Genomic DNA, 24,866 nt, shown 5'->3' on the forward strand with positions numbered 1-24,866 from the left:
CTTTGTGACGCGTGTGCGGATGCAACGGATATCCAAGAAGTTCTATCGATTTGCCGCTTTAGTTGTTTCGAATCGCCGCTCACCTCGAGGAAAGCTTGTCATTATTCCGACGAACGCCGGCGAGGCCGCTCGGGACAGGGCAGCGGAATACTGTTTGGTTATGCCTCCGATGACGGCATGCCCGCCCCCGAAGGTGCGTCCATGCCGGCATCCCTGGCGGCAAGCCTGCCGATGGCCGACCAGTCGAGCTTTTCGCCGCCATGGGCGAGCAGGGTGAGGAAGCGGTCACGCAGGAGGCTGGCGATCGGCAGCGGCACGCGCAAATCCTCGGCTGCTGCCAGCGTCAGCCGGATGTCTTTCTGACCCAACGGCGCCGCGAAGCCGGCCGGCTTGAACTTGCCCTCCACGATCAGCGCCCCATAGGTCTTATAGAGGGGAGCCCCGAACAGCGTTGAGGTCAGAATGTCGAGATATAGCTGCTTGTCGACGCCGCCCTTGCTGACCAGCGCAATGGCTTCGCCCAGCGATTCGATCACCGAGGCAATCAGGAAGTTGCCGCTTAGCTTTACCAGATTGGCGGCTTTCGGTGTCTCGGAGACGACAAAGGTCTTCTGGCCCACGGCGTCGAAAATCGGCTGCACGGCGGCGATGGCGTCCGGCGCGCCGGCCGCGACGACGAACAGTTTGCCGGCAGCCGCCACGTCGGGCCGGCCGAACACCGGCGCTGCGACGAAGCGCTGGCCAGCCGCGGCATGATCGGCCGCCATGCGCTCCGACAGAGCGACACTGATCGTGCTGAAGGAGATGTGTGTCGCTCCTGTGCGAAGGGTCGCGAGCAAGCCGCCATCGCCATAGACCACGCTTTCGACCGCGTGATCGTCTGCCAGCATAGTGACGACTGCCTCGCCGCGGCAGGCTTCTGAAAGTTTGGCCGCCGATCGCGCACCCTTGCGGACGAGGACATCGTCCTTGCCCGGCGTTCGGTTGTAGACGGTCATGGCATGTCCTGCCTCGAGAATGTTCGTGGCCATTCCGGCCCCCATGTGCCCCAGTCCGATGAAGCCGACATCCATGATGTTCTCCTTTCCATGCGGGTCGCGAAACGCGCGTTTCTCACTCGTGCCGATCCGCCCGATCCAGACGCTCGGGTTGGCTGGATCTTCTGGGCTTGAGGTCTTGCGGTATACGGTTCCCGTTGGAACGTGCTCCATCACCGTGCGGTTGCCAACATGCAGTGCACTTTCGGAAATTATCTCGACTCAGCTCAACGACGGTTGCGCATACTCGGCCTGATGACCAGCTGGGCAAAGGGCGATCAGGCGATCGATCGCCGATAAGGCGAAGCGCAGGCTGGGCTCGTCGGTCAATCGTCCATCCCTGATCTTGTCGGCAACGTTGCCGATGACGACCTGCGGACCGAGAACGGGACGTGACTGGATGGCGAGCAGCGTCTCGTTGGCCTGTGCCTGAGCACGATCGCCGCTGGTAAAGGCCGGCGACACGGAGATGACGAGCACCGCTTTGCCGGTCAACGCCGACCGACCGAGTGGCCTCGACGCCCAGTCAAGCGCGTTCTTGAGGACGCCTGGGATGCCGTGATAGCAGGAGCGCGCTGCCGCCTTTGCCATACTCACCGGAGTACCAGTTTCGGGCTTCGCTGCTGCGGCTGAACGAACGGAGCCTACCCCGGACCTTCGCGCGCCGATTTTTTACTAGCTTCCCGCGAGCGACAACCCACTGGCGCGCTCGCATAGCAGGGCGAGCAATTCGCTGCGCCGCGCTTCCGGCGTATCGACGGGCAACACGAAACAAAGCGTCTTGTTGATGGCCCCGTTGCCATCGCGGATGGGCGCGGCCATGCACCAGGTGAAACGGTCTGCCAGTGCAGCGGTCTCGCTGAAACCTTGCTGGCGCGCCAGAGCGACATCGCCGAAGAACTCGGCTGGCGCAATGACGCGGCCGTCGGGAAGCGTGTAGTCGCCAGGCGGAATGAAGTCCCGTATTTCGTGCTCGCTCATATGGCCGAGCAGCAGCCTTCCGGACGCCGTCCACGGTATCGGCACCTCGACTCCGACATCGCTTGAAATCCGGAACGGGCCAGGCGAGTCCCGGCAATCAAGGACGACATATTTGGTCCCGCGCAGGCCGCACAGTTGGACGGTCTCGCCCGTCTCCGCGCCTAGTCTGTCCAGGGTTTCGATGATGCGCCGGTAATGGGCATTATGATGTGAGTAGGCCCAGCCGAACAGATGCATCGCCTTTCCGAAATAGACATAGCCTTCCGTTCCGACATTTTCGAGCATTTCGGCTTCAAGCAGACTGTTGACGATTTCATAAGTGGTTGAACGCGGCGCGCCGATCATCTTGGCCATGTCGCCGACGCGCATCGGCGCGCGGTGCCGCAGAAGGGCCTCGAGTAGCATGATGACGCGGTCGATCCCGCGACGCCGTTCGCCATTGCGCGGCTCGGCGCCGGCTTCCGTTTCAATTAGACCAGTGACGCTATCGCTCATGTAGGCCGCACCCGCGCAAAAATCATTCGGCCCTCGTCTCAAGACGCTTGAAAGATGTCAAGGCTCAGTCTAGCATCCCATTTGTCCGATATACAGGCCTGTTGTCTGAAATATCGGACAATAACGAGCCAGGCGCAGTAAGTCCTGACGAGAAAAACGGGCGGTTTCCGATGCGGCAACCGGCGGGTTTTCTCGTCCCGATCCCGCACGTCCAGGCATAACTTCAGAAGGGAACAATCATGACGAAATCATCGTTTTTCGCATCCGCCAGTGCCCTTTGCCTCGGCCTTCTCCTCAGCCTCGGCGCCGGGTCGCAGGCCAACGCCGCCGCTAAATATCGCAAAGCGCCATATACGATCGGCTGGGCCAATATCTATTCAGTGCCGACCTGGATGAAGCAGACACAGGGCACGATCGAAGCCGAAGTCGAGACTTTGAAGAAGCAAGGCTTGGTCGACAAACTCGTCGTGACCGATGCCCAGGGCGACGCCAACGTCCAGATTCAGCAGATCCAGTCGATGATCGATTCCGATGTCGATGCCATCATCTTGATCGCTGGTTCGTCGACCGCGCCGGCGCGCGTGCTGGCGGACGCCTGCGCCAAGGGCATCGCCATCATCAACTTCGACAGCCTCGTCGATACCGACCAGGTGACCGCCAAGGTCAACACCGATTCCTCACAGTGGGGCGATCAGGCGGCCAAGTTCCTGATCGACGCCATCGGCGGCAAGGGCAAGATCCTCATCCTCAATGGCCCAGCCGGCGTTTCGGTCAGCGACGACCGGCGCAAAGGCGCCGATGCCGAACTTAAGGCCCATCCCGATGTGAAGGTGCTTGCCGAGACGAACACGGCCTACAATGTCGCGCCCGCCCAGGAGGCCGTGACCAGCCTGCTTTTCGCCAACCCCGAAATCGACGGCATCCTGTCGCTGGGCGGCGCGTTGTCGGCAGGCGCCGTGCTCGCGCTCGACAAGCAGGGCCGCGACCAGGTGCCGATCACCGGCGAGAATGCGCGCCAGTTTCTCGAACTGTGGAAGGAAAAGGGCCTGAAGAGCTGGGCGACGATGCAGCCGAACTGGCTCGGCGCCTTCGCCACCTACACCGCCGTCCAGGCACTGGAGGGCGAGGATGTGCCGGCTTTCGTCAAGATCCCGTTGCCGGTGATCGACAATTCCAACGTCGACGAATACCTCGCCCGGGCGAAGGATTTCCCGGCTGACGGTTACATCTATTCGCCGTACGATGAGGATCTATTCAAGAAGCTGCTGGCCCAGAAATAAGCCTGAAGGGTTGTAGCATTGACAACCACGGCTCCGCTTCTCGCCGCGCTGGGGGTGTCGAAGTCCTTTTTCGGCAACCCCGTTCTGCGCAACGTTTCAATCGCTCTCCAGCCGGGCCGCGTGCATGCGCTGCTGGGCGAGAACGGCGCAGGTAAGTCGACACTGATCAACCTTTTGTCCGGCGCCTTGCGCCCGGACGGCGGGGCGATCGAGGTCGATGGGCGCCCGGTCTCGCGCATGACCCCCGCTCATGCGCGACAGGCCGGGATCGCCGTTGTCCAGCAGGAACTCAGCCTGACGGCCAGCTTGTCCATTGCCGAAAACATCGGGCTCGGTGCCTATCCCAAGCGGTTCGGCTTGATCGACTACAACGAGCTTGCCGTCCGGGCCAGGGCCGCATGCGATCTTGTCGGGCTTTACGAACCGCTGTCTACGCCGGTGGGGCACCTGTCCCTCGGCCGCCGGCAGATGGTGGAGATCGCCAAGGCGCTTTACCGCCGGCCGCGCGTGCTCATCCTCGACGAACCCACCTCATCGCTATCGGCAACTGAGACAAAAATCCTCACCGACCTGCTGGAGAGGCTTCGGGGCGAGGGCATCGCTATTCTCTACATCTCACACCGACTGAACGAGGTGATGACGCTGTGCGAGCATGTCACCGTGCTCAAGGATGGGACCTGCACGGCGGACTGCTCGCTGGAAGGAACCGATGCCGCCGGACTGGTACGGCTGATGGTCGGCCGCGACCCCGGCGATCTCTTTCCACGATGGCGGCCTTCGCCATCGCCGGCCGACGCCATCTCGGTTCGTAAATTTTCGGCCGGCCTGATGCGCGACGTCGATCTCGACATCAGGACGGGCGAGGTGCTTGGCATTGGCGGCCTGGTCGGGCAGGGGCAGGAAGATCTGCTGCTTGGCCTCTACGGCGCGATCCCCGCCAGGACGGTATCCGCGACGGTAAACGGTGTTTCGGGTTTGCCCGGCGGCGTGCCGAAAGCCAATGCGCTCGGCCTCGCTTATGTCCCGGCTGACCGCAAGCGCGAAGGCCTGCACCTGATCCATCCCATCATCACCAACATGATGCTGCCCGCCTTCGCAAGGCTGCCGGCGCTGAAGCTGCGCAGCCGGCGTGCCGAGCGCGATATGGCAAGGGGCCTCGCCGCCCAGCTTGCCATCAAGGGCGACCTCGACCGCCCGGCGCAGGCACTCTCAGGTGGCAACCAGCAGAAGGTCGCGCTGGCGAAATGGATGCCACACGAGCCGCTTGTGCTTCTCCTCAATGACCCGACGCGCGGCGTCGATGTCGAGACCAAGCGTGAGATCTACATGATGCTTCGCAAACTCGCCGCCGCCGGCAAGGCGATCGTGCTGCTCAGTTCCGACACACCCGAACTGGTGCACCTTTGCGACCGCGTCGGCGTGGTCCGCGAAGGCCGCATCGTGGCCATGCTCAAGCGCGAGGCACTGAGCGAGGAAGCCATCGTTTCCGCCGCAATGGACGCCGAACAGCAGAAAGTTGCGGCATGAGCACGGTAGCATCCTCAAGCCAAGCCGGCGCGCTCTACTGGCCGGTTCAGCTGCGCCGCAATGTCGGCGTGCGCAGCCTGTTCGCTGTGGTCCTGGCGTTCGTCATTGCCTACGGTTTCCTGTTTCCCGGCCTCTTGACAGCGTCCGGTTTCGCCAAATTCACCCAGAGCTGGTTTCCGCTGGCGCTGGTCGCCATGGCCCAGGCGATCCTCATGCTCACCGGCGGCATAAGCCTGGCCATCGGCGCCATGGTCAGCCTGGGCGCGGTGATCGCTGCGACGACGATGACCGGACCGCTGGGCATAGCCGGCGGTGCCGCTGCGGTGGCGCTGACCGGTCTCGGCATCGGTGCCGCGATCGGGGTCATCGTCGTGAAACTTCGGTTGCCGGCGATCGTGGTGACGCTCGCTGGCTCCTTCATTATCGGCGGCGCTGCGCTGCTCATCCTGCCGAGGCCGGGCGGCGCCATACCCGAGTGGCTGTCGGACCTGCTTGCCGGCAACACCCCGGCGGCATTCGTGCTGCTGGTACTCATCGTGCTTTTGTGGAAACTCTATCTCGCCACGCCGCTTGGTTTGAGCATCTATGCTGCAGGCGAAAATCCCGTCGGCGCCTACCGCTCAAGCGTGCCGATCGACGGTGCCCGGATCGCCGCCTACGCGATTAGCGGCCTGCTTTGCACAGGCGCCGGCCTGTTCATCGCCGCGCAAACGGGTTCGGGCGATCCAGTCATCGGCACGGCGTTCACGCTGAATTCCATTGCCGCCGCAGTGCTCGGCGGCATCGGTTTCCTCGGCGGCCAGGGTACCATGCGCGGCGCTCTTGCGGGCAGCCTGCTGCTCAGCCTGATGATCAGTGTCATGTTCTTCCTCGGCTTCACGCCGGTCGCCCAATATGTCGCCCAGGGCCTCATCATCATCGGGGCGGTAGCCATCCCGCAATTCCGCAAGGTGCAGCAATGACAGCACGGAGCGGCAGGCGCGCCGTGACGATTCTGCGCAGCCGGCCCTTCCTTACGATCGCTATAGTTGCGGCGGTATGGATCGCGGCGAGCTTCGCTTCACCTGGCTTCGGCGCTTATGGGCATTTGCGCTATTTGGTTGAATTGGGCGCGGTGATCGGCCTGGTCGCGGCGGGCCAAACTTTCGTGGTGATTGCCGGCGGCATCGACCTTTCCGTCGCGGCGATCGTCACGGTTAGCGCTGTCAGCCTGCCGCTGCTTTCGTGGCAGGCGGATCCGACAGGGCTCACCGCCGTTCTTGCAGTTCTCACGTTGACGAGCGCAATCGGTCTGGTGAACGGGCTGGGCGTGGCGCTGTTGCGCGTTCATCCAATGATCATGACACTGGCGATGGCGACATTCCTGCAAGGTCTGCTGATCATCATCGCCGGCGGCAGTGCCGTGACCGCCGAGAACCCGCTGGTCCGCTGGCTCGGCAATGCGCGGCCGGTCGGTATTCCGGCAGGCGTGCTTTTGTGGGTGGTCATTTCAGTGATCGTTCTGACCACGATGCATGCGACATCCCTTGGCGCCCGGATATTCGCGATGGGCGCCAATCCGCTCGCCGCGGCGCTGTCCGGGGTTCCGGTCGCCTCGACCACGCTGGCGGTCTACGGAATCAGCGGCTTCTGTGCGGGACTTGCCGGTGTGTTGGTCCTCGGCATGAACGGACAAGGCTATGTCGGTATCGGCGATCCTTATCTGCTCGCCTCGATTGCCGCCGTGGTGCTTGGCGGCACCTCGATCCTCGGCGGGCTCGGTACCTATGCCGGCACCATCCCCGGCGCCATCCTGCTGGTTACGATCACGGCGCTGATCACCGTGGTCAACGCATCGCCCGGCTGGCGCAGTATCCTGTTCGGGTCGCTGATCCTGGGGCTGCTGCTTCTCTCAGGCAGAGAGCAGGCCCGCCGATGACATATCGTCCAGCCGATAAATGCGCCGTGCATTGCCATAGAATAGTGCCGTCTGCTCGTCCGCGGAAAGCTCTCCTGCAATGGCCTTGAAGCTGTCATACACCGCATTGAACGATGCATGCAGGCCGGCGACCGGAAAGTCGCTGCCGAACATCGCGCGCCGCGTACCGAAACAGTCGATGCAATGCATGACAACCGACCTTAGGCTGTCGAGCGTCCAATCATGATCGTAGGCGACCAGATCCGATATCTTGATGGCGACGTTCTCGCGCTCCGACAAAAGCCGCAGCCCTTCGCGCCACACCCGCATCCCGTCCGCATCGCGATCGATCGGGCTGCCGCAATGGTTGAGAACAAAGAGCTGGTCCGGAAAGGCCGCTGCAAGGCGCGCCGCGCCGGTGAGCTGGCGCGGAAATACCATCAGGTCGAAAACCAGCCGGCGACGCCCAAGCAGGGACAGGCCGGCACGCCAGGCCGGATCGTCCATGATGCCGTCACGGGCGGCAAAACGACGGGCGGGATCCGGATCCCAGCTCAGTATGTCGCGTACGCCGACGACACGGTCGAATGCCGCCTGCGCCTGGACCAGCGCCGGCGCTTGGCGGTTCGCCAGAGGTACGTGAACGACATAACGGGCGGCCACGCCGCGCGACTTGTCGAGGGTTTCAAGCCACCGCGTTTCACCGACGCAGTCATCCCCAGCCCAACCGGCTTCAACATGGACGGTGGCGACGACACTGTGCTGGCCGGCGTCGCGCAAATAATCTTCAGGAAGGTAGTTTCGCCGCAAGGGGCCAAGCTCGCCCAGACCGCCGCGTTCGCCAGCCGTGGGCGTGAGCCAGGGATGGCGGCCGAGGCCGAGATCCCAAAGGTGATGGTGGGCATCGATGATCGGTCCGCAGTAACGCTTTGGCACGCATCTCTCTCATGGTGTGGCCGGCATCGGAAATCGATCCGGACTTCATCCTGCGAAAGCGAAAGGACTAGCATCGGATGACCGAAAACTCACCCGTACTGTCGCTCGCGACCCGTGAAAATTTCCTGCTCGACGATCGTATCCGCGGCGTGCCGCCTGGCACCCTCGGGCTGGACAGCAGCTTTGTCGCATCTGAGCGCTGGCATCCAGCGCATGGACGTATGTCGTTGCCGGTGTTGACCCTCGACGAGGAGGCCTTCATCGCCAATCGTGACCTGTTCCTGGGGTATGCGCGAGAACAGGGCGCCGTGATCGCCCCGCATGCCAAGACCCCGATGGCGCCTGACCTTGCCCGGTCCCTGATCGAGGCCGGAGCATGGGGCACGACCGTCGCCGACATAAGGCAGGCCACAGTGATGCTCAGAGCCGGGCTCTCTCGGCTGATCATCGCCAATGAGGTCGGCGGACCAGGTGGTGCGAACCGACTTGCTGTCCTTGTCGGCGCCTGGCCAAGCGCCGAGTTCTACGTTTTTGCCGACTCTCTCGATGCCGTGAATGCGCTTGCTAAAGCTTGGCGCGCCAATGCGACGCTGCCGCCATTGCGCGTGCTCGTCGAACTTGGTGCGGGGAGGGCAGGCGCCCGGACCACCGGCGAAGCCGAGGCGATCGCCGACGCGGTTGTAGCAGCCGGCGGGCGGCTGCTGATCGCCGGGGTCGCAACCTACGAAGGTGCCGCGGCGCAAGCCGATCCTGGCCGCACCGATGAGGCGATATCCGCCCTGTTGGCAATGACAGCCGATATGTTCCTGCGGCTCCGCGCCCGCGTCGGCGGCGACACCCCGCTGATCGTCACCGCCGGCGGCTCGGTGTACTTCGACAAGGTGGTCGCAGCGCTTTCGCCCCTCGTCTCCAGGGACGGCAATGCCACGTTGGTGCTGCGCAGCGGCGCCATCTTCTTTCACGACCATGGCGTCTACGACAGGTCGCTTGGCGCACTCGATGCCCGCGACGGTTTTGCGATCGGCGGCGTCAGTGCTTCCGCACGAAATTCCTTCCATCCGGCTTTGCGCCTGTGGGCCGAGGTACTGTCGCGGCCGGAGCCCGGCCTTGCTATCTGCGGTATGGGCATGCGCGACGTGTCGTTCGACCAGGGCTTTCCGAAGGTCGTGACCATCTTTCGTGCCGGCAAGCAGCTGCCGAAAGCGCGTGCCGAGGTCTTCAAGCTCAACGACCAGCACGCCTTCCTGACAATTGCGTCGGGCGACGATATTGCCGTTGGTGACGTCGTTGAATTCGGCATCTCGCACCCCTGCACCTGCCTCGATCGCTATCGCGTGATCTTCGGCGCCGACGCGGCCGGGTATGTCCGCCACGCCTTTCCTACCTATTTCGGCTGAGCAGATATCGCGGCCACTTCCAAAAAAGAGAACCTCGAAAGGATCTGATATGATCAAGTACTTCCAGTCCGGCTCCCGCATGTCTCAGGCGGTCGTCTATGGCGGCCTTGTGCACATCGCAGGCCAGGTGGCAGACGACCGCAAGGCCGGCATCGAGGGTCAGACGAACGACGTGCTCTCCAAGGTCGAGGCGCTCCTTGTTGAGGCCGGCAGCAGCAAGTCGAGGCTAGTGGCGATCAATATCTTCCTGCCGCAGATCGCCGACTTCGATGCCATGAACAGCATCTACGATGCCTGGGTGGATCCTGCGCGCCTGCCGGCGCGCGCCTGTGTCGAGGCGCGTCTCGCCGATCCCGACCTCCGCATAGAGGTCACTGCGATCGCAGCTGTCTGAGCCGCCGCCATGCACACTGGCCTCAGCCATACGCTCGACTTCGACCGGGACGGCAAGACACTCGGCCATCTCAGCATTCCGTTTTCGATCGACCGTTCGCCCTATTTCCAGGTCAAGGTCCCGATCTGCCTTGTCCGCAACGGCGAAGGCCCGTCGGTCCTTCTGATGGCCGGCAATCACGGCGACGAATATGAAGGCGAGCTGTCGCTGGCAAAGCTGGTGCGCCGGCTCGATCCCAAGCGGATCAAGGGTCGCGTCACCATCCTGCCGATGGCGAACGTGCCGGCGGTGATCGCCGCAAAGCGCTGCTCGCCACTCGACGGCGGCAATCTCAACCGCGCCTTTCCGGGCGACCCGTCAGGCACGCCAACAAGCCGGCTTGCCAATTTCCTGGAGATGGAACTGTTTCCCCGCCACGACGTCATCTTCGACATTCATTCTGGCGGCACCTCGATGGAGCATCTGCCGACCGCGCTTGTCGAGCACAATACCGATCCCGACCGGCACCGGCGCGGTGTGGAGCTAATGCGGACGCTCAGCATGCCCTATGGGTTCGTGGCCGACAACGGCCAGGCCTCACCGACCTCCATGGGTGCGGCGCGGCGGGCCGGCGCCATCGGCGTCAGCGGAGAGTTCGGCGGCGGTGGCACTGTCACGGTCGATACGATGGAGATTACCGCCCGCGCACTCGACGCCCTGATGGCCGCCTTGGGAGTGGTTGAGGCGCCGGTTCTTGCACCTGCAACCGGGCCTTCGGCGCCGACGCGGCTTCTTTCGTTGTCTCGGCATAGTCAGGGCCTTTATGCCACAAGCCGTGGTTGGTTCGAGCCGGCAGTCAGGCTGGGCGACAGCGTGACTTCAGGCCAACTGGCGGGCTGGTACCACGACCTCGAACGACTCGACCTCGCCGAGCAAGCCCTGCACTTCCTCGAAAGCGGCATTGTGCTTTCGCGGCGGCTGCACACGAAGTGCGAGGCGGGAGACTGCCTCATGCAGGTCGCCGAGCCGGTCGACTGATAAGAAGCCCTCCCGACCATACGCCCATATCGGGATCAACACTGAGGATAACCGGATGCAACTGTCCATGTGGACCTATCCTTGGGATGTCCAGGATCTGGGTTTGGAGACGGTCGAGCGCGATCTTGTCGAGCGTGCCGGGCTCAACATGATCAGTCTGGCGACTTCCTATCACGCTGGCCGGTTCCTGCAGCCGCGCAGCCCGCGCCGGAAAGCCTATTTTCCGGAAGACGGAACCATCTATTTCAAGCCAGATGCGGCACGCTGGGCCGACCTTGCCATCCAGCCCAAGGTGGCGGACGTGATCATGGAAGGCGGCGATGTGCTTGGCGACCTTGTCCGCCGGCGCGAGGTGGGCGGGCTCGGCGTTTCGTGCTGGACGGTCTGCTTGCACAACACCCGGCTCGGCATGCTTCATCCGCAGGCCGTAACCCGCAACGCCTTCGGCGATCCCAACTACTACAATCTCTGCCCATCACATCCGGATGCGCGCGCCTATGTCCGCGCGCTGATCGCCGATATCTCGCACAGCTACAGGCCAGACCGGATCGAGCTTGAAAGCCCTTCCTTCATGGGCTTCGCCCACGAATACCATCATGAGAAAGATGGTGTCGGGCTGACGCCGGAAGACGATTTTCTGTTGTCGATATGTTTTTGTCCGTCCTGCCTTGCGCGCGCGGCCGGGGCCCGCGTCGACGGCGAAGTAGCGCGCAAGCTCGTCGGGCAATGGATCGTCGAGACCTGCGAGCGCGCCGTGCCCGAACGGCGCTTTCCAGATTTTCCGGGGAGCGGCCTCGACACTTTTTTGCCATGGCCGGAACTCCATGGCTACCTGCAGTGGCGGTTCGAACCGGTGACCAGCCTGGTCGCCGAACTGCGCGAGGTGGCCAATCCGGCGACCCGCGTTGTCATCATCGATTTGAAAGACGGTTGGCTTGGCGGCTGCGATCTCGCGGCGCTCGGCAAGGTCTGTGACGGGGCAATCCTGTGTGCCTACGACATGCAGCCCGGCGAGGTCGCCAGACTGATGGCAGCCGGACGCGCAGCCCTTGGCGCGGAAAAATTCCTCGGCGCCGGCTACCGGCTGTTCTATCCGGAAATGGCAGGCCCCGATATCCTCACCGCCAAGGTGAAACCTGCGATGGCGCCGGATGTCGACGGCATCAATTTTTACAATTACGGCCTTGTCCCTGCCGCACGACTCGATTGGCTGAGTGCCGCACGATCCGTTTGAAAAACCGATCCGTTGCCTCAGTCTGCTAGGACTGACCTCGCTTTGCCTTGGAGCTTATGAGCGTGCCGACTATTCGCTTCGGTCACATTGGCCGGCGGCGGCCGGACAAGCTGAAAGCATGGCTGTGAAGGTCCATGGGGATCTAAGATTATACGCTCTAGCGTATTTTAGTCTTTATACGCTTCCGAGTATACGTAGCGGCGGTGCCGCCTTCGTCAGGCCGGACGGCTTTGTCGCGTGGCGGTCAACGCACGGTGTGCTTGATCCTGTACAGGTGCTGATCGAAACACTTGATGGGTTCGGTTTCCGCACGGAGGCGCACGAACACTATCGGTGAACGGCGGCGAGTGCGGATGCCTCCCGCCTTCGGGCATGACTTCCTTGCCGATGCCATCACTGGGAATGACAGCGATGCCAGGCGCTTGCTCCTTTTCCTACTCGTTGTCGCCGAGTAGGGCCGTGCAAACCGCTTCGGTGACCTTGTCGGTGGTGGCGGTTCCGCCGAGGTCGGGCGTGTGCAGTGAGGCGTCCGCCGTCACGCGCTCCATGGCGCGCATCAGGCGCGCCGCGGCAGCCGGCTCGCCGAGATGCTCCAGCATCATCACCGCCGACCAGAACGTGCCGACCGGATTGGCGATGCCCTTGCCGGTGATGTCGAAGGCCGAGCCGTGGATCGGCTCGAACATCGACGGAAACCGCCGCTCGGGGTTGAGGTTCGCAGTCGGCGCGATGCCGATCGATCCGGCAAGTGCGGCCGCAAGATCCGACAGGATGTCGGCGTGAAGGTTGGTCGCGACGATGGTGTCGAGCGAGCACGGATTGAGCGTCATGCGCACCGTCATCGCGTCGACCAGCATTTTGTCCCATGCGACATCCGGAAAATCAGCCGCGACCTCATGCGCGATGTCGTCCCAGAGCACCATGCCGTGACGCTGGGCGTTCGACTTGGTGACCACCGTCAACAGCTTTCGCGGCCGTGACCGCGCCATCTCGAAGGCGAAGCGCATGATGCGCGTGACGCCGGCGCGGGTGAAGATCGAGACCTCGGTTGCAACTTCCTCAGGCAGGCCGAGATGCGAGCGCCCGCCCTGGCCGGCGTACTCGCCTTCCGAATTCTCCCGAACGATGACCCAGTCGAGATCCCCTGCCGTGACGCCGCGAAGCGGGCTCTCGATACCGGGCAGGATGCGGGTCGGGCGCACGTTGGCGTATTGGTCGAAGGGCTGGCAGATCGCGAGCCGCAACCCCCAAAGCGTCAGATGGTCGGGCACGTCTGGCGCGCCGACGGCGCCGAAATAGATCGCGTCGAAGGCCTTCAGCCGCTCGGTGCCGTCCTTGGGCATCATCACGCCGTTGAGCTTGTAGTAGTCCGAGCCCCAGTCGAAATGCTGCACCTCGAGACTGAAACCGCCGTCGCGCGTGGCGCAGGCGGCCAGCGCACGAAGGCCGGCCGCTACGACTTCCTTGCCGATCCCATCGCCTGGAATGGCCGCGATCCTATAGCTTCGCATTGGTCCAGTCCTCCTCTTGTGGCGCTAAACTCGCATGGACCATCGTGCTGGCCTTTGGCAGTGGGGCCGAATGCCCCCATTACCGCAAATGGTCAATCAAACCGTTCAGCAGGAGCAGCAACGCCCCAGCGACGACAGCCGCGGCCGCGTCGTCCAGCATAATGCCGGCCCCACCCCTTACCTGGTCATGCATGATACGGATGGGCCAAGGCTTGACGACGTCGAAAAACCGGAAAGCAAGGAAGCCTGCTGCCCACCAGAGTGGGTCGATCGGAAGCATGGAAAGTGTCGCGGCGGCGCCGAAGGTCTCATCGATGACGACGATCTGCGGATCCTCCGTCCCGGTACGGGAGATAACATGCGATGACGCCCATACGCCAACGGCGAACAGGGCCGCATAGGCAAGCACGGTCAGCCAAGGCGATGCAGGTATCAGAGCTGCGGCAACAGCCACTCCAACCATTGCGCCGACCGTGCCCGGCCATATTGGAGATAATCCCGCGCCAAGAGAGGTCGCGAGCAGGTAGGCAAACTTGGGTGAAAATTCATGCATCGAGTTTCGGCCGGCTTCCGACGGATGGCAAGCAATCATAGTCACATCGTTCGGGTGCGGCCGCCAGACCGCCGGTCGATTTGCTCCGTCAGCTTTGGCGAGCGCCTTAATCCGCCGGCCGCATCCGCCAAAAAGAAATCGCTGTTGCGGCGGGTTGAGAACGTTGCTGAGCCAGTTCTCCGTCTGCGTTGACCCAAGTCGAACGGTGGCGACGGTGGAACAAACCCGCAAATTGCTGGTAAAGCTCGGTGAAACGACATCATCAGAGGAGCCGCCATGATCGCCGGTCTCATGAAAAGTCGCATCGACCCGCTATGGGAGCAGGCCGCCTCTCCGCTGATCGGGATCGGCATGACGCCGAACCAGGTTACGGCTAGCGGGCTGGTGCTCGTCGCCTTGTCGTCGGCCGCCTATGTCTATCACCATTCAAGTCTTGCCTTTGGCCTTTGCCTGGCGTTTGCCTTCACCTTCGACGCGCTGGACGGTGCGGTCGCCCGCCGGACAAATATGAGCACCAAGGCCGGTGGCTATTTCGATGCCGTCGTCGACCGCTATCAGGAATTAGCCGTCTTTGCGGCTATCGGCTGGGTCGCCGATCTGTGGGCGATCGCAATGTTCGCGTTCGCCGGCGGGATACTCACAAGTTACGCGAAGGCACGGACGGCGCTGGAAATTCCCGTAGAAAACCATGGTTGGCCGGATTTCTTCGAGCGGATGGAACGTCTGGTTTTCATTTGTGTGCTGCTCGCCACGGACGGAGTCGCGACCGCCATGGGCGCGGCTTCGCCCTGGATTCTGGCGGGTGGGTTCGCGCTGTACGCAGTGCTGGCCAACGCCACAGCGCTGCAACGGATCAGTCGTGCATTTGCGATGCTTAAACGAGCCGACGGCAACCAGCCGTGAGACCGCAAGAACGCTTGCATTCAGCCTCATGTGAGGCTATATATTGCTTCATATGAATGGGAAGCAGAGATGTTAGCATTTGGAAATATAGCCGACGTGCTGGGGCTGTCGCCCAAGGAAACGGCTGCACGGTCGCCATTCGGGCTGATGGCTCGAATTGAAGGCGGATTGCCCATCGGCGCGCTGGAACGCGTCTCACAATTGCTGGCACCGGCCGATGCCCAATTCAAATACCGCCTCGTTCCAAAGGCAACCTATGAACGTCGCAAGAGGGGCGCTCTTCGACTGTCTTCGGAGGAGGGCATGCGGGTGGCACGGGTGGCTCGTGCATGGGACTTGGCCCTCGACGTCTGGAAGATCGAAGATGAGGCTCGTGACTTTCTATTTCGACCTCATCCCATGCTGGAAGACCGACGCCCGATCGAAATGGTCATCCAAAACGAGATCGGCGCCGAGCTGGTGATCGATATCCTTGCAGGCCTGAAATACGGCACTGCCGCTTGACGGCGCAGATACTCGATCGGACGCTGCCGTGCTTCAGGATCGGCGATCCTGCCGGCACCTATCCGATCTTTGACGCGACGGGCTCGACGATCGCGCCCGGCCGCTGGAACACGCCTGGCAGCCCAGTGATTTACACCAGCGAGCACTATTCGACAGCGTTGCTGGAAAAGCTGGTGCACGGCAGCGGCAGACTGCCGCCCAACCAGCACTACGTCCAGATCATGGTTCCGCGCGGACTAAGCTACGAGATATTTTCGCAGCCGTCGCTGCCGGGGTGGGATATGATGCCGGCAAAGGTGAGCAAGGAATTCGGCGAGACGTGGTATGTCGAGCGCCGCAGCGCGATCTTGATCGTGCCAAGCGTCGTGGCTCGCCTCGACAACAACGTGTTGATCAATCCGACCCATCCGGAGTTTGCCTTGATCACAGCCAGCCTGCATCAACCCGTATATTGGGACAGTCGCCTGTTCGGCTCCTGAGCAGGTCAGGAGGGGCAGGTTCTTGCCTGTGGCGTCGATTGTTCAAACTCGTCAGCGCCAGGCCAAGCCTGGGGCGACATGGGTCAGAATCGCCTCGATGACATGGGCGTTGTAGTCGACCCCGAGCTGGTTGGGGACGGTAAGCAGCAGCGTATCGGCCTCGGCGATGGCTTCGTCGCCCTTTAGCTGCTCGATGAGGACGTCCGGTTCGGCGGCATAGGAGCGGCCGAAGACGGCGCGCCTGTCTGCCTCGATGTAACCGAACTGATCTCCGCTCTCATTGCCGCCGAAATAGGCCCGGTCGCGATCGTCGACCAAGGCAAAAATGCTCCGGCTGACCGACACCCGCGGCTCGCGCGTGTGTCCGGCCGTCTTCCAGGCCTCACGAAAAGCCCGGATCTGTTCGGCCTGCTGGATGTGAAACGGCTTTCCGCCTTCATCGAATTTGAGCGTGGAGCTTTGCAGGTTCATCCCCAGCTTCGCCGCCCATTCCGCCGTGGCGTTGGTGGCGGCGCCCCACCAGATGCGTTCGCGCAGGCCCTCCGACTGTGGTTCAACGCGAAGCAGGCCGGGCGGGTTGGAAAACATCGGCCGCGGACTAGGGTGCGCAAAACCTTTGCCCAGCAACACTTCGAGCAGCACTCCGGTGTGTCTGCGGGCCATGTCGGCATCGCTCTCGCCCTCTTGCGGGGCGTAGCCGAAGTAGCGCCATCCCTCGATCACCTGCTCCGGCGAGCCGCGGCTGATGCCCAGCTGCAGACGCCCTCCGGCGATTAGGTCGGCGGCGCCGGCGTCCTCGGCCATGTAGAGCGGGTTCTCATAGCGCATGTCGATCACCGCCGTGCCGATCTCGATTCGGCTGGTCTTCGCCCCAACCGCTGCCAGCAGCGGGAAGGACGAGGCGAGCTGGCGCGCGAAGTGATGCACGCGGAAATACGCGCCGTCCGCACCCAGCTCCTCGGCCGCGACGGCCAGCTCGATGGACTGCAAAAGCGCGTCGGATGCCGTCCGCGTCTGCGATTGCGGCGAGGGCGTCCAGTGCCCGAACGAGAGGAAACCAATCTTCTTCATGAGAACCAGCCTAAAGGGGAGCCAGGTGCAGACTATGCTGCGGCGCGCAGCAAAGCATCGCAAAATCGGTGCCGATGATCGCCTGCCTTGACGCGCAAAGCTTGAATCGGCGGTTGTTGATCAACGATGCCGACCGTGCCGAGCTGCCGTCGGACGCGAGTCTAGGAAGGCGCCGCGAATGCGAGCGCTATCGCGATGATGATCAACAGCGGCCCCATCCATTTAAAATGGGTTCCAAAGTTGGTCCACCATGCCTGCTGTTGGCCCGGGCGAGCTTGAGAGGGGTTCGAGAGAAATCCGAAGCCGACGCCAGCCATCCACAACCCGGCGCAGAACATGATGAACTCGTCGATGTATTCCGAGACCACGCTTCGAAACTTTCGAATTTATGCCGCCGCTACATGCGCCGAATTCGAGCCGATATAGTTACGGATCGTTTCGATGATCCGGTCCTGGTCAGCCTCGCTCAGATAGGGATGCATCGGCAGGCACAGGATGCGCTTCGGCAGCTCTTCCGAAACGGCAAGGCCGGTCGGCGTGCGCGGATAATCGCGATAGGCAATCTGGCTGTGCAGCGGTTTCACATAGTAGATGACCGACGGAATGCCCTTTTCACCGAGATGTGCCTTGAGCCCGTCGCGTTTCGGCGTTTCGATGGCGTATTGCGCCCAGGCCGAGCGGCCGCCGCCCAGATTGCGCGCCGCCTTGACGATATCGCCGAGACCTTCGGCATAGCGATTGGCGACCGCTTGCCGCGCCACCATCTCGTCCTCGAGGATGGCCAGCTTCTCTATCAGGATCGCCGCCTGAAGCGTGTCGAGCCGTGAATTGATGCCGACGCGGACATTGTCGTATTGCGTTTCGCCCTTTCCGTGAAAGGCGAACGAGCGCAGCTGTTCGGCCAGCGCATCGTCATTGGTGAACATCGCACCGCCGTCGCCATAGCAGCCGAGCGGCTTTGCCGGATAGAAGCTGGTCGAGCCGACGGTGCCGAACGAGCCGCACATCTTGCCGTGAGCCGAGCCGCCGGTCGCCTGCGCCGCATCCTCGATGACCATCAGGCCTTCGCGATCGGCGATGGCCATGATCGCCTCGTAATCGGCGGCGAGGCCGAACAGGTCAACGGGAATGATTGCCTTCGGCCTCAGCCGGCCCTCCGCCTTGATCATGGCGATTGCCGCCTCGAGGCTGGCGATGTCGATATTGTAGCTGTCGGCATCGACATCGACGAACACCGGTTCGGCCTTGGTCAGCGCCACCACTTCGGCCGTGGCGGCGAAGGTGAAGCTCGGCACGAACACCGCGTCGCCGGGGCCGATGCCGGCGGCAAACAGCGGCAGCAGCAGCGCATCGGTGCCGTTGGCGCAAGCGACCACATGCTTGGTGCCGATATAGGCGGCGAGCTTGTTTTCGAATTCGGTGACCTGAGGTCCGAGAATATAGCGGCCTTCGTCGACAACCCGGTCGATTGCCGCTTTCAGCCTGTCGCGGATGGGTTCGCGCTGCGCGCCAAGATCGATGAACTGCATGTCGGCCTCAAACGGTTTAGCCAGATAACCGGCCGCTGGTAGCAGACTTGGCATGGCCGAGAAAGCCGCAGGGCAAAACCCTGAATTGCTCAAGTGTCGCAGCCTGTTACCTCTGATTTCCGATCTGCCCTCTTAAACGCGAGGAAATCCGGGCTTCGGCATGCTTGATGTGGCCTTTGTATCCCGCCCCACTGGCTGGGCGAAACATAAAGTGATCGCCGGCAAGCGGTCCGCAAGGCTGTTGCCAGCCGGTCAGGCGAGTTCATGCCGCCATGGCGGATTGGCGCCGGCCCGCGATACCGTCACCGCCGCGGCCTTGGCGCCGAGCGTCAGCGCCTTGTGGATGGCTTCTTTCGGCAAGCTGGCGATTGCCGTCTTCGACAGCAGATCCTGTTCGTGCAAGGAGGCAAGAATGCCGGCATTGAATGTGTCGCCGGCGCCGACCGTATCGACCACCTCGACCTTGTCCGGCACGACGGTGACCCGGTGCTGGCTGCTGTAACCGACCGCGCCCTCGCTGCCATGGGTGACGACGATCAGCTTCGGACCGCGATCCAGCCAGTTGCGGACGACGTCCTCATGCGAGCCGGCTTCGCCGAACCAGTTCAGATCCTCGTCCGACAGTTTCACGATATCGGCTATCGCCATCATGTTGCGGATGCGCCTGAGGTGCTTGGCTTTGTCGGGAATGAAGTTTGGCCGGATGTTGGGATCGAGCATCATCACGCGGCGCTCATGCTCGCGTCGCATGAACTCTTCATAGGCCGACCCGGCCGGCTCCGAGATCAGGCTGATGGCGCCGAACAGCATGGCCTCGATCTCGCTGCCGAGTTCCGGCAGGTCCTCGATGGTCAGCATGCGTCCGGCGGTGTTCTCGTCATAGAATGTGTAGGTCGCTTGGCCGTTGGTGAGCCGCACGAAGGCGAGCGTGGTCGGCCGCGGCGAAGTGTGCGCATAGGTGGAACTGACCTTGCTGGCCCCCAGCGCCTCCCTGAACTGGCCGCCGAACAGATCCGACGACAGGCCGGAGAAGAAGCCGGCCGGCGCTCCGAGCCGGCCGAGCGCAATGGCCGAGTTGAAGACGGCACCGCCGACATAGGGCGCAAAGGCCGGCTCGCCCTCCGTCGTGGTGCGCGGCAGCATGTCGATCAGGGCTTCGCCGCAGCAGAGAATCATGAAGTCTTGCTTTCCGGCGGATAGATCACGCCCTTGCGAATGATGATGTTGGCATAGAGCCGCGGCTCGCTTGTCGCGACGATCGCGTGCGCGGCCTTGACCCGTGCATAGAAGTCGGCGCCGGCAAGCGCAACCACCTTGCGGCCCGGCGCACGCCTGGCGCAGATCGCTTCCATCTCATGGTGAACCGGATCGGCGAGCAGGGGATCGCCTTTGGCCGAGGCGCGAAACAGCGCGTGCGGCACGGAGTCGTCGACCGGCAATACGCTCAATACCGCATCGAGCACGGGGACGAGATGATGACCGTCGGCGCGGATCAGCCGCTGTGCCTGCTGCTCGGCCGGGTAGTTGCCGTCGACCAAGGCGATCTCGTCGCCATGGCCCATGGCGCGCAATATCGCCAGAAGCTCGGGGCCGAGCAGCGCCGGGATGCCGATCAGCATGCTCAGAAGCTCCGGGAAATCGTGGTCGAGCCGATGAGGAAGCGCTCCGACAGCGGCAGGCTGGCGCCACCCAGCGCCCGCGCATGGATGCCGACGGTTCCCTCGCGAACGGCCGGCAGCCTCAGGCCTTCGCCGTCGATCCGGCCGATGGCTTGGATAACGGCATCGACAAGCCGCCGGCGCACGGCAAGCGGCATCCATCCGTCGATCACCGCGGCTTCGAAGTCAATGACGGAGGAGGCCGAAACGATGGCATAGGCAAGCGCCTGCGAGGCGCTGGCGATCCAGTCGTCAAGCTCGGCGCCGATCTCGCCCCAGTCCCCCGGTGATGTCCACAGATGCGAGGCCTCGATGCCGCGCGCGTTGAGCGCCTTTTCCAGCATGGCGATCGACGCCACGTCGATCAACTGCGTCGGCTTGCCGTCCGGCCCTGGCACCGGCATCGAGCCCAGCGCGCCGGCATTGCCGGTCGGGCCGCCAAACAGCCGGCCGTTCAGCACGATGCCGCCGCCGGCAAAGGCGCCGATATAGAAATAGACGAAATCGCGTGCCGCACCCGCCGCGTGGCCGAACACGAGCTCGGCGCCGCAGGCCGAGGTGGCGTCGTTCTGCAGATAGACCGGAAATTCGCATTGCGCCTGGATGTCGGCGCGAATATCGCGATGGCGCCATTCGTCCATGATTTCGCGCGGCGCGCCGGCGGTATCGGCCCAGTTCCACAATTCGAACGGCATGGCGATGCCAAGCCCGGCGATGCGTTTGTCCTGCGCAGGGGTGAGTTCGCTGCGCATCTTCTTCATGCCGCTCGTGACGAATTCTACCGTCTCGCGCGGCGCCGGATAGCGGTATGAATGCTGCAGCATCGAGCGCACATTGCCGAGGAAATCGATCAGCACCAGCTCGGCGCTGCGGCGGCCGATCTTCAGGCCGATGAAATAGGCGCCGTCGGGATTGAGCGCCATGGGTATCGAGGGCTGGCCGATCTTGCCGCGCAACGGCGCCTGGCGGACGAGCAGGTCGTCCTCCTCCAGCTCGCGCATGATGACGGACACTGTCTGCGCCGAAAGGCCCGTCATGCGCGCAATATCGGATTTGGCCAGGCTGCCATGCTGACGCACCAGCGACAGCACCAGCCGCTCATTGTGGTCCCGCATGCCGCTTTGATTGGTGCCGCGGTGCAGACGGCTTTCGGCCGCATCGGGCGAACCGTGCCTCGTAACGCCGGTCTCCACCCCTGTTCCTCCCGTCGTTTTCCCCTCAATGCTTTTGGTCTAGAGTGGGTGAACAATCCTGCGATGTCAATAATAAATAAGAGTGATTTAATTATTGACAGTGCTGGCGGACTGGTGTCTCTTGAGATCGGCGTCGACACTGGGAGATTTCGTCGGACGCGCTGCAGATGCCGGTTGGCCGGCATCCTAAAATGGTTCCATGGGAGGAAAATCGTGACCACGTCAAAACTGTTGAAATCCACCGTGTTTGCCGCGGCCGGACTGAGCTTGATGGCGTTTGCATCGACGGCATCGGCCGCCGGGGTCGGCGCCTGCTTGATCACCAAGACCGACACCAATCCCTTCTTCGTCAAGATGAAGGAAGGTGCCGCCGCGAAAGCCAAGGAAATTGGTGTCGATCTGAAGGCCTACGCCGGCAAGGCGGAAGGCGACAATGAGGGCCAGGTTGCGGCGATCGAATCCTGCATCGCCGACGGCGCCAAGGGTATTTTGATCACCGCCACCGACACTGCGGCCATCGTGCCGGCGGTGAAGAAGGCGCGTGATGCAGGGGTGCTGGTGATCGCTCTGGACACCCAGCTCGAGCCTGCCGACGCCGCCGATGCGACGTTTGCGACCGACAATTTCAAGGCCGGCGAGCTTATCGGCTCCTGGGCAAAGGCCACCTTGGGCGACAAGGCCAAGGACGCGCACATCGCCTACATGGATCTTATCGCCAGCCAGCCCTCCGTGGACGTGCAGCGTGATCAAGGCTTCATGAAGGGCTTCGGCATCGACCTCGGCGACCCCAACAAGATCGGCGACGAAACCGACGCACGCAATGTCTGTCACGATCTGTCGAGCGGCAATGAGGATGGCGGGCACACTGCCATGGAGAACTGCCTGCAGAAGGATCCGGATATCAACGTCGTCTACACCATCAATGAACCCGCGGCCGCGGGCGCCTACCAGGCGCTGAAGGCCGTCGGCAAGGAGAAGGACGTCCTGATTGTCTCGGTCGATGGCGGCTGCCCGGGTGTCAAGAACGTTGCCGAGGGCGTGATCGGTGCCACTTCACAGCAATATCCACTGCTCATGGCCTCGCTCGGCATCGAGGCGATCAAGACCTTTGCCGACAGCGGCAAGAAGCCTGAGCCGTCGCCCGGTCTGAACTTCTACAACACCGGCGTGACGCTGATCACCGACAAGCCTGCCGCCGGCATCGAATCCATCGACACGAAGCAAGGCCTCAGCAAGTGCTGGGGTTGATTTGATCCCCTGATCGGCTCAACCTCAAAAGAACAATAGAGAATGTGGAGCGGTTTCGGCCGCTCCACATCACAGGCGGGAGGTCGACTTGAGCGTCGAAACAACCAGGAGCAAGGGACCGCAGGAATTCGAGACGGTCCTGGCCACTAGCGACACCAGCGTCGCTTCATTCGAGACGCATTCCCGCTCGACGCTGGAGAGCATCCAGCACCGCTTGCACAAAAGCCCTGCCATGGTGCCGCTGATCATCCTGATCATCTCGGTGGGTCTGTTCGCAGTGGTCGTCGGCGGACGCTTCTTTTCTCCTTTCACCCTCACCCTGATCCTCCAGCAGGTGGCGATAACCGGCATGGTCGGCATCGCGCAGACACTGGTGGTGCTCACCGCCGGCATCGACCTGTCCGTCGGCGCCATCATGGTGCTGAGTTCGGTCGTCATGGGCCAGTTTGCCATGCATTACGGTATTCCAGCGCCGGTGGCCGTTGCCGTCGGACTGCTTGTCGGCGCGATTTGCGGCTTGATCAACGGCATTCTCATCGCCTGGGTGAAACTGCCGCCCTTCATCGTGACGCTCGGCACCTGGTCGATCTACGCTGCCATCAACTTCATCTATTCCGGTAACGAGACCATCCGCAGCCAGGATCTCGAGACGACGGCGCCGCTGCTGCAGTTTTTCGGCGGATCGTTCAGGATCGGCGGCGCCGTCTTCACCTATGGCGTGCTGTTGGTGCTGATCATGGCGGCAATTGCCTGGTATGTGCTCAATCACACCGCGTGGGGCCGGCACGTCTATGCGGTGGGCGACGACCCGGAGGCCGCGGAACTGTCGGGAGTGCGCGTCAGCCGGATGCTGGTCGCGGTCTACACGCTGACTGGTATCATTTGCGCCATCGCCGGCTGGGCCCTGATCGGACGCATCGGATCGGTCTCGCCGCAGGCCGGGCAGTTCGAGAACATCAATTCGATTACCGCCGTGGTGATCGGCGGCACTTCGCTGTTCGGCGGCCGCGGCTCCATCCTCGGGACCATCTTCGGTGCGCTGATCGTCGGCGTGTTCGCGCTCGGCCTCAGGCTTTGGGGGACAGATCCGCAATGGACGCAATTGTCCGTCGGCGCCCTTATCATCATCGCTGTTGGTATCGACCAGTGGATCAGGAAGATCTCGGCATGAACCAGACTCACGAACCGATCCTTACCGCGCGCAGCCTGGTCAAGCGCTACGGCCGCGTCACCGCTCTCGACAGCGCAGATTTCGACCTCTATCCGGGCGAAATCCTTGCTGTCATTGGCGACAACGGCGCCGGCAAGTCGTCGCTTATCAAAGCCATTTCCGGAGCGGTCACCCCCGACGAAGGTGAGATACGGCTTGAAGGCAAGCCTATTGCCTTCAAATCGCCGATGGAGGCGCGCGAGGCCGGCATCGAGACCGTCTACCAGAACCTGGCGCTATCGCCGGCGCTGTCGATCGCCGACAACATGTTCCTCGGCCGCGAGATCCGCAAGCCCGGGTTCCTCGGCGAATGGCTGCGCATGCTCGACCGTCCGGCGATGGAAAAGCGTGCCCGCGACAAGCTCACCGAACTTGGCCTGATGACGATCCAGAACATCAGCCAGGCGGTGGAAACGCTCTCGGGCGGCCAGCGCCAAGGCGTGGCGGTGGCGCGTGCCGCCGCCTTCGGCTCGAAGATGGTCATCATGGATGAGCCGACGGCCGCGCTCGGCGTCAAGGAGAGCCGCCGCGTGCTCGAACTGATACTCGACGTAAAACGCCGAGGCCTGCCGATCGTGTTGATTTCACACAATATGCCGCATGTCTTCGAGGTGGCCGACCGCATCCACATTCATCGGCTCGGCCGTCGCCTGTGTGTCATCGATCCGAAGCAGTATACGATGTCCGACGCCGTCGCCTTCATGACTGGCGCCAAGGTGCCGCCGGAAGCGGCGCTGGCGGCTTGAGCAAGAACTTGAGGCCCATCGCCGAGGGACCCGAACGCGCTGTTTCCAAATGCCAAATTGCCGCAG

The 24,866-nt window shown here is 62.8% G+C and carries 26 protein-coding genes; 14 read left to right on the forward strand and 12 right to left on the reverse strand.

Translation table 11 applies throughout. The features are described from left to right. Positions 1 to 158: 158 nt before the first annotated feature. The 3 genes from NKI97_RS03170 to NKI97_RS03180 all read right to left on the reverse strand — a co-directional run bounded on the left by NKI97_RS03170 (position 159) and on the right by NKI97_RS03180 (position 2,513). Positions 159 to 1,073 carry an NAD(P)-dependent oxidoreductase gene (locus NKI97_RS03170; RefSeq protein ID WP_352832686.1) on the reverse strand — a complete coding sequence of 305 codons (915 nt, stop codon included), beginning with the start codon at positions 1,071 to 1,073 and terminating at the stop codon, positions 159 to 161. A gap of 186 nt (positions 1,074 to 1,259) precedes the next feature. Beyond that, positions 1,260 to 1,628 carry an NAD(P)H-dependent oxidoreductase gene (locus NKI97_RS03175; protein WP_352832811.1) on the reverse strand — a complete coding sequence of 123 codons (369 nt, stop codon included), beginning with the start codon at positions 1,626 to 1,628 and terminating at the stop codon, positions 1,260 to 1,262. Positions 1,629 to 1,712: 84 nt separating this feature from the next. After that, positions 1,713 to 2,513 (reverse strand): IclR family transcriptional regulator, encoded by an 801-nt coding sequence (locus NKI97_RS03180; protein WP_352449120.1) that lies wholly within the window; start codon positions 2,511 to 2,513, stop codon positions 1,713 to 1,715. A 239-nt stretch (positions 2,514 to 2,752) separates the two neighbouring features. Here NKI97_RS03180 and NKI97_RS03185 point away from each other — a divergent pair, with 239 nt between their 5' ends. Genes NKI97_RS03185 through NKI97_RS03200 form a run of 4 tightly spaced genes read left to right on the forward strand, consistent with a single transcriptional unit; the run spans position 2,753 to position 7,238 of the window. Continuing rightward, positions 2,753 to 3,793 (forward strand): ABC transporter substrate-binding protein, encoded by a 1,041-nt coding sequence (locus NKI97_RS03185; protein WP_352832688.1) that lies wholly within the window; start codon positions 2,753 to 2,755, stop codon positions 3,791 to 3,793. Positions 3,794 to 3,811: 18 nt separating this feature from the next. Further along, complete coding sequence (locus NKI97_RS03190) at positions 3,812 to 5,320, forward strand: sugar ABC transporter ATP-binding protein (protein WP_352822765.1); 1,509 nt, start codon at positions 3,812 to 3,814, stop codon at positions 5,318 to 5,320. Further along, a complete protein-coding gene (locus NKI97_RS03195; RefSeq protein WP_352832690.1) occupies positions 5,317 to 6,282 on the forward strand; it encodes an ABC transporter permease in 966 nt (321 codons plus the stop codon). The genes NKI97_RS03190 and NKI97_RS03195 overlap by 4 nt, the downstream gene beginning before the upstream one ends. Next, positions 6,279 to 7,238, forward strand: coding sequence for an ABC transporter permease (locus NKI97_RS03200; RefSeq protein ID WP_352743104.1), 960 nt, complete (start codon positions 6,279 to 6,281; stop codon positions 7,236 to 7,238). The genes NKI97_RS03195 and NKI97_RS03200 overlap by 4 nt, the downstream gene beginning before the upstream one ends. On the opposite strand, the gene NKI97_RS03205 is transcribed toward NKI97_RS03200, so the two are convergent. Then, the gene (locus NKI97_RS03205; protein WP_352832694.1) at positions 7,212 to 8,153 is read right to left on the reverse strand and encodes an amidohydrolase family protein; all 942 of its coding nucleotides are present in this window, start codon (positions 8,151 to 8,153) and stop codon (positions 7,212 to 7,214) included. The two genes, NKI97_RS03200 and NKI97_RS03205, sit on opposite strands and share 27 nt — an antisense overlap. 77 nt (positions 8,154 to 8,230) lie before the next feature. On the opposite strand from NKI97_RS03205, the gene NKI97_RS03210 reads away from it, so the two are divergent. From NKI97_RS03210 to NKI97_RS03225, 4 genes are read left to right on the forward strand one after another with little or no spacing between them, the layout of a single operon-like run. Further along, complete coding sequence (locus tag NKI97_RS03210) at positions 8,231 to 9,550, forward strand: alanine racemase (RefSeq protein WP_352832697.1); 1,320 nt, start codon at positions 8,231 to 8,233, stop codon at positions 9,548 to 9,550. A 49-nt stretch (positions 9,551 to 9,599) separates the two neighbouring features. Further along, complete coding sequence (locus tag NKI97_RS03215; RefSeq protein ID WP_352449113.1) at positions 9,600 to 9,944, forward strand: RidA family protein; 345 nt, start codon at positions 9,600 to 9,602, stop codon at positions 9,942 to 9,944. A gap of 9 nt (positions 9,945 to 9,953) precedes the next feature. Beyond that, positions 9,954 to 10,961 carry a succinylglutamate desuccinylase/aspartoacylase family protein gene (locus NKI97_RS03220; RefSeq protein WP_352832700.1) on the forward strand — a complete coding sequence of 336 codons (1,008 nt, stop codon included), beginning with the start codon at positions 9,954 to 9,956 and terminating at the stop codon, positions 10,959 to 10,961. Between the two features lie 55 nt (positions 10,962 to 11,016). Further along, the gene (locus tag NKI97_RS03225) at positions 11,017 to 12,195 is read left to right on the forward strand and encodes a hypothetical protein (RefSeq protein WP_352449111.1); all 1,179 of its coding nucleotides are present in this window, start codon (positions 11,017 to 11,019) and stop codon (positions 12,193 to 12,195) included. 434 nt (positions 12,196 to 12,629) lie between these two features. Here the strand turns inward: NKI97_RS03225 and NKI97_RS03230 are convergent, their stop codons facing one another. Then, positions 12,630 to 13,706 (reverse strand): tartrate dehydrogenase, encoded by a 1,077-nt coding sequence (locus NKI97_RS03230; RefSeq protein ID WP_352832703.1) that lies wholly within the window; start codon positions 13,704 to 13,706, stop codon positions 12,630 to 12,632. Between the two features lie 79 nt (positions 13,707 to 13,785). Further along, positions 13,786 to 14,259: a phosphatidylglycerophosphatase A family protein gene (locus NKI97_RS03235; RefSeq protein WP_352832706.1), complete on the reverse strand. Its 474-nt coding sequence runs from the start codon at positions 14,257 to 14,259 to the stop codon at positions 13,786 to 13,788. Between the two features lie 276 nt (positions 14,260 to 14,535). On the opposite strand from NKI97_RS03235, the gene NKI97_RS03240 reads away from it, so the two are divergent. From NKI97_RS03240 to NKI97_RS03250, 3 genes are all read left to right on the forward strand, one after another. Continuing rightward, a complete protein-coding gene (locus NKI97_RS03240; RefSeq protein WP_352832709.1) occupies positions 14,536 to 15,162 on the forward strand; it encodes a CDP-alcohol phosphatidyltransferase family protein in 627 nt (208 codons plus the stop codon). 69 nt (positions 15,163 to 15,231) lie between these two features. Then, the gene (locus NKI97_RS03245) at positions 15,232 to 15,666 is read left to right on the forward strand and encodes an antitoxin Xre-like helix-turn-helix domain-containing protein (protein ID WP_352576915.1); all 435 of its coding nucleotides are present in this window, start codon (positions 15,232 to 15,234) and stop codon (positions 15,664 to 15,666) included. Beyond that, complete coding sequence (locus tag NKI97_RS03250) at positions 15,663 to 16,145, forward strand: RES family NAD+ phosphorylase (protein ID WP_352832712.1); 483 nt, start codon at positions 15,663 to 15,665, stop codon at positions 16,143 to 16,145. Before NKI97_RS03245 ends, NKI97_RS03250 begins: the two co-directional genes overlap by 4 nt. Positions 16,146 to 16,196: 51 nt before the next feature. Here NKI97_RS03250 and NKI97_RS03255 read toward each other — a convergent pair whose 3' ends face one another. From NKI97_RS03255 to NKI97_RS03280, 6 genes are all read right to left on the reverse strand, one after another. Continuing rightward, on the reverse strand, positions 16,197 to 17,216 hold the full coding sequence (locus NKI97_RS03255) for an LLM class flavin-dependent oxidoreductase (RefSeq protein ID WP_352832715.1): 1,020 nt from the start codon (positions 17,214 to 17,216) through the stop codon (positions 16,197 to 16,199). A gap of 161 nt (positions 17,217 to 17,377) precedes the next feature. Further along, positions 17,378 to 17,584, reverse strand: a complete 207-nt coding sequence (locus NKI97_RS03260) for a hypothetical protein (protein WP_352832718.1) — start codon at positions 17,582 to 17,584, stop codon at positions 17,378 to 17,380. An 18-nt stretch (positions 17,585 to 17,602) separates the two neighbouring features. Continuing rightward, positions 17,603 to 18,745 carry a DegT/DnrJ/EryC1/StrS family aminotransferase gene (locus tag NKI97_RS03265; protein ID WP_352832721.1) on the reverse strand — a complete coding sequence of 381 codons (1,143 nt, stop codon included), beginning with the start codon at positions 18,743 to 18,745 and terminating at the stop codon, positions 17,603 to 17,605. Positions 18,746 to 18,997: 252 nt separating this feature from the next. Beyond that, positions 18,998 to 19,921 (reverse strand): carbohydrate kinase family protein, encoded by a 924-nt coding sequence (locus NKI97_RS03270; RefSeq protein WP_352832724.1) that lies wholly within the window; start codon positions 19,919 to 19,921, stop codon positions 18,998 to 19,000. Beyond that, positions 19,918 to 20,364: an RbsD/FucU family protein gene (locus NKI97_RS03275; protein ID WP_352832727.1), complete on the reverse strand. Its 447-nt coding sequence runs from the start codon at positions 20,362 to 20,364 to the stop codon at positions 19,918 to 19,920. Before NKI97_RS03275 ends, NKI97_RS03270 begins: the two co-directional genes overlap by 4 nt. 2 nt (positions 20,365 to 20,366) lie before the next feature. Then, a complete protein-coding gene (locus NKI97_RS03280; protein WP_352743124.1) occupies positions 20,367 to 21,596 on the reverse strand; it encodes an ROK family transcriptional regulator in 1,230 nt (409 codons plus the stop codon). A 231-nt stretch (positions 21,597 to 21,827) separates the two neighbouring features. Between NKI97_RS03280 and NKI97_RS03285 the strand changes: the two genes are divergently transcribed. From NKI97_RS03285 to NKI97_RS03295, 3 genes are all read left to right on the forward strand, one after another. Then, a complete protein-coding gene (locus tag NKI97_RS03285; protein ID WP_352449223.1) occupies positions 21,828 to 22,844 on the forward strand; it encodes a sugar ABC transporter substrate-binding protein in 1,017 nt (338 codons plus the stop codon). Positions 22,845 to 22,932: 88 nt separating this feature from the next. After that, positions 22,933 to 24,015 carry an ABC transporter permease gene (locus tag NKI97_RS03290; protein ID WP_352822734.1) on the forward strand — a complete coding sequence of 361 codons (1,083 nt, stop codon included), beginning with the start codon at positions 22,933 to 22,935 and terminating at the stop codon, positions 24,013 to 24,015. Then, entirely contained in the window at positions 24,012 to 24,800 is a 789-nt protein-coding gene (locus NKI97_RS03295; protein WP_023679303.1) for an ATP-binding cassette domain-containing protein, read from the forward strand. Before NKI97_RS03290 ends, NKI97_RS03295 begins: the two co-directional genes overlap by 4 nt. The last annotated feature ends 66 nt before the right edge of the window (positions 24,801 to 24,866 follow it).

Origin of the sequence: Mesorhizobium sp. M0296 (genome assembly GCF_040321675.1) — a bacterium.
GTDB lineage: Bacteria > Pseudomonadota > Alphaproteobacteria > Rhizobiales > Rhizobiaceae > Mesorhizobium.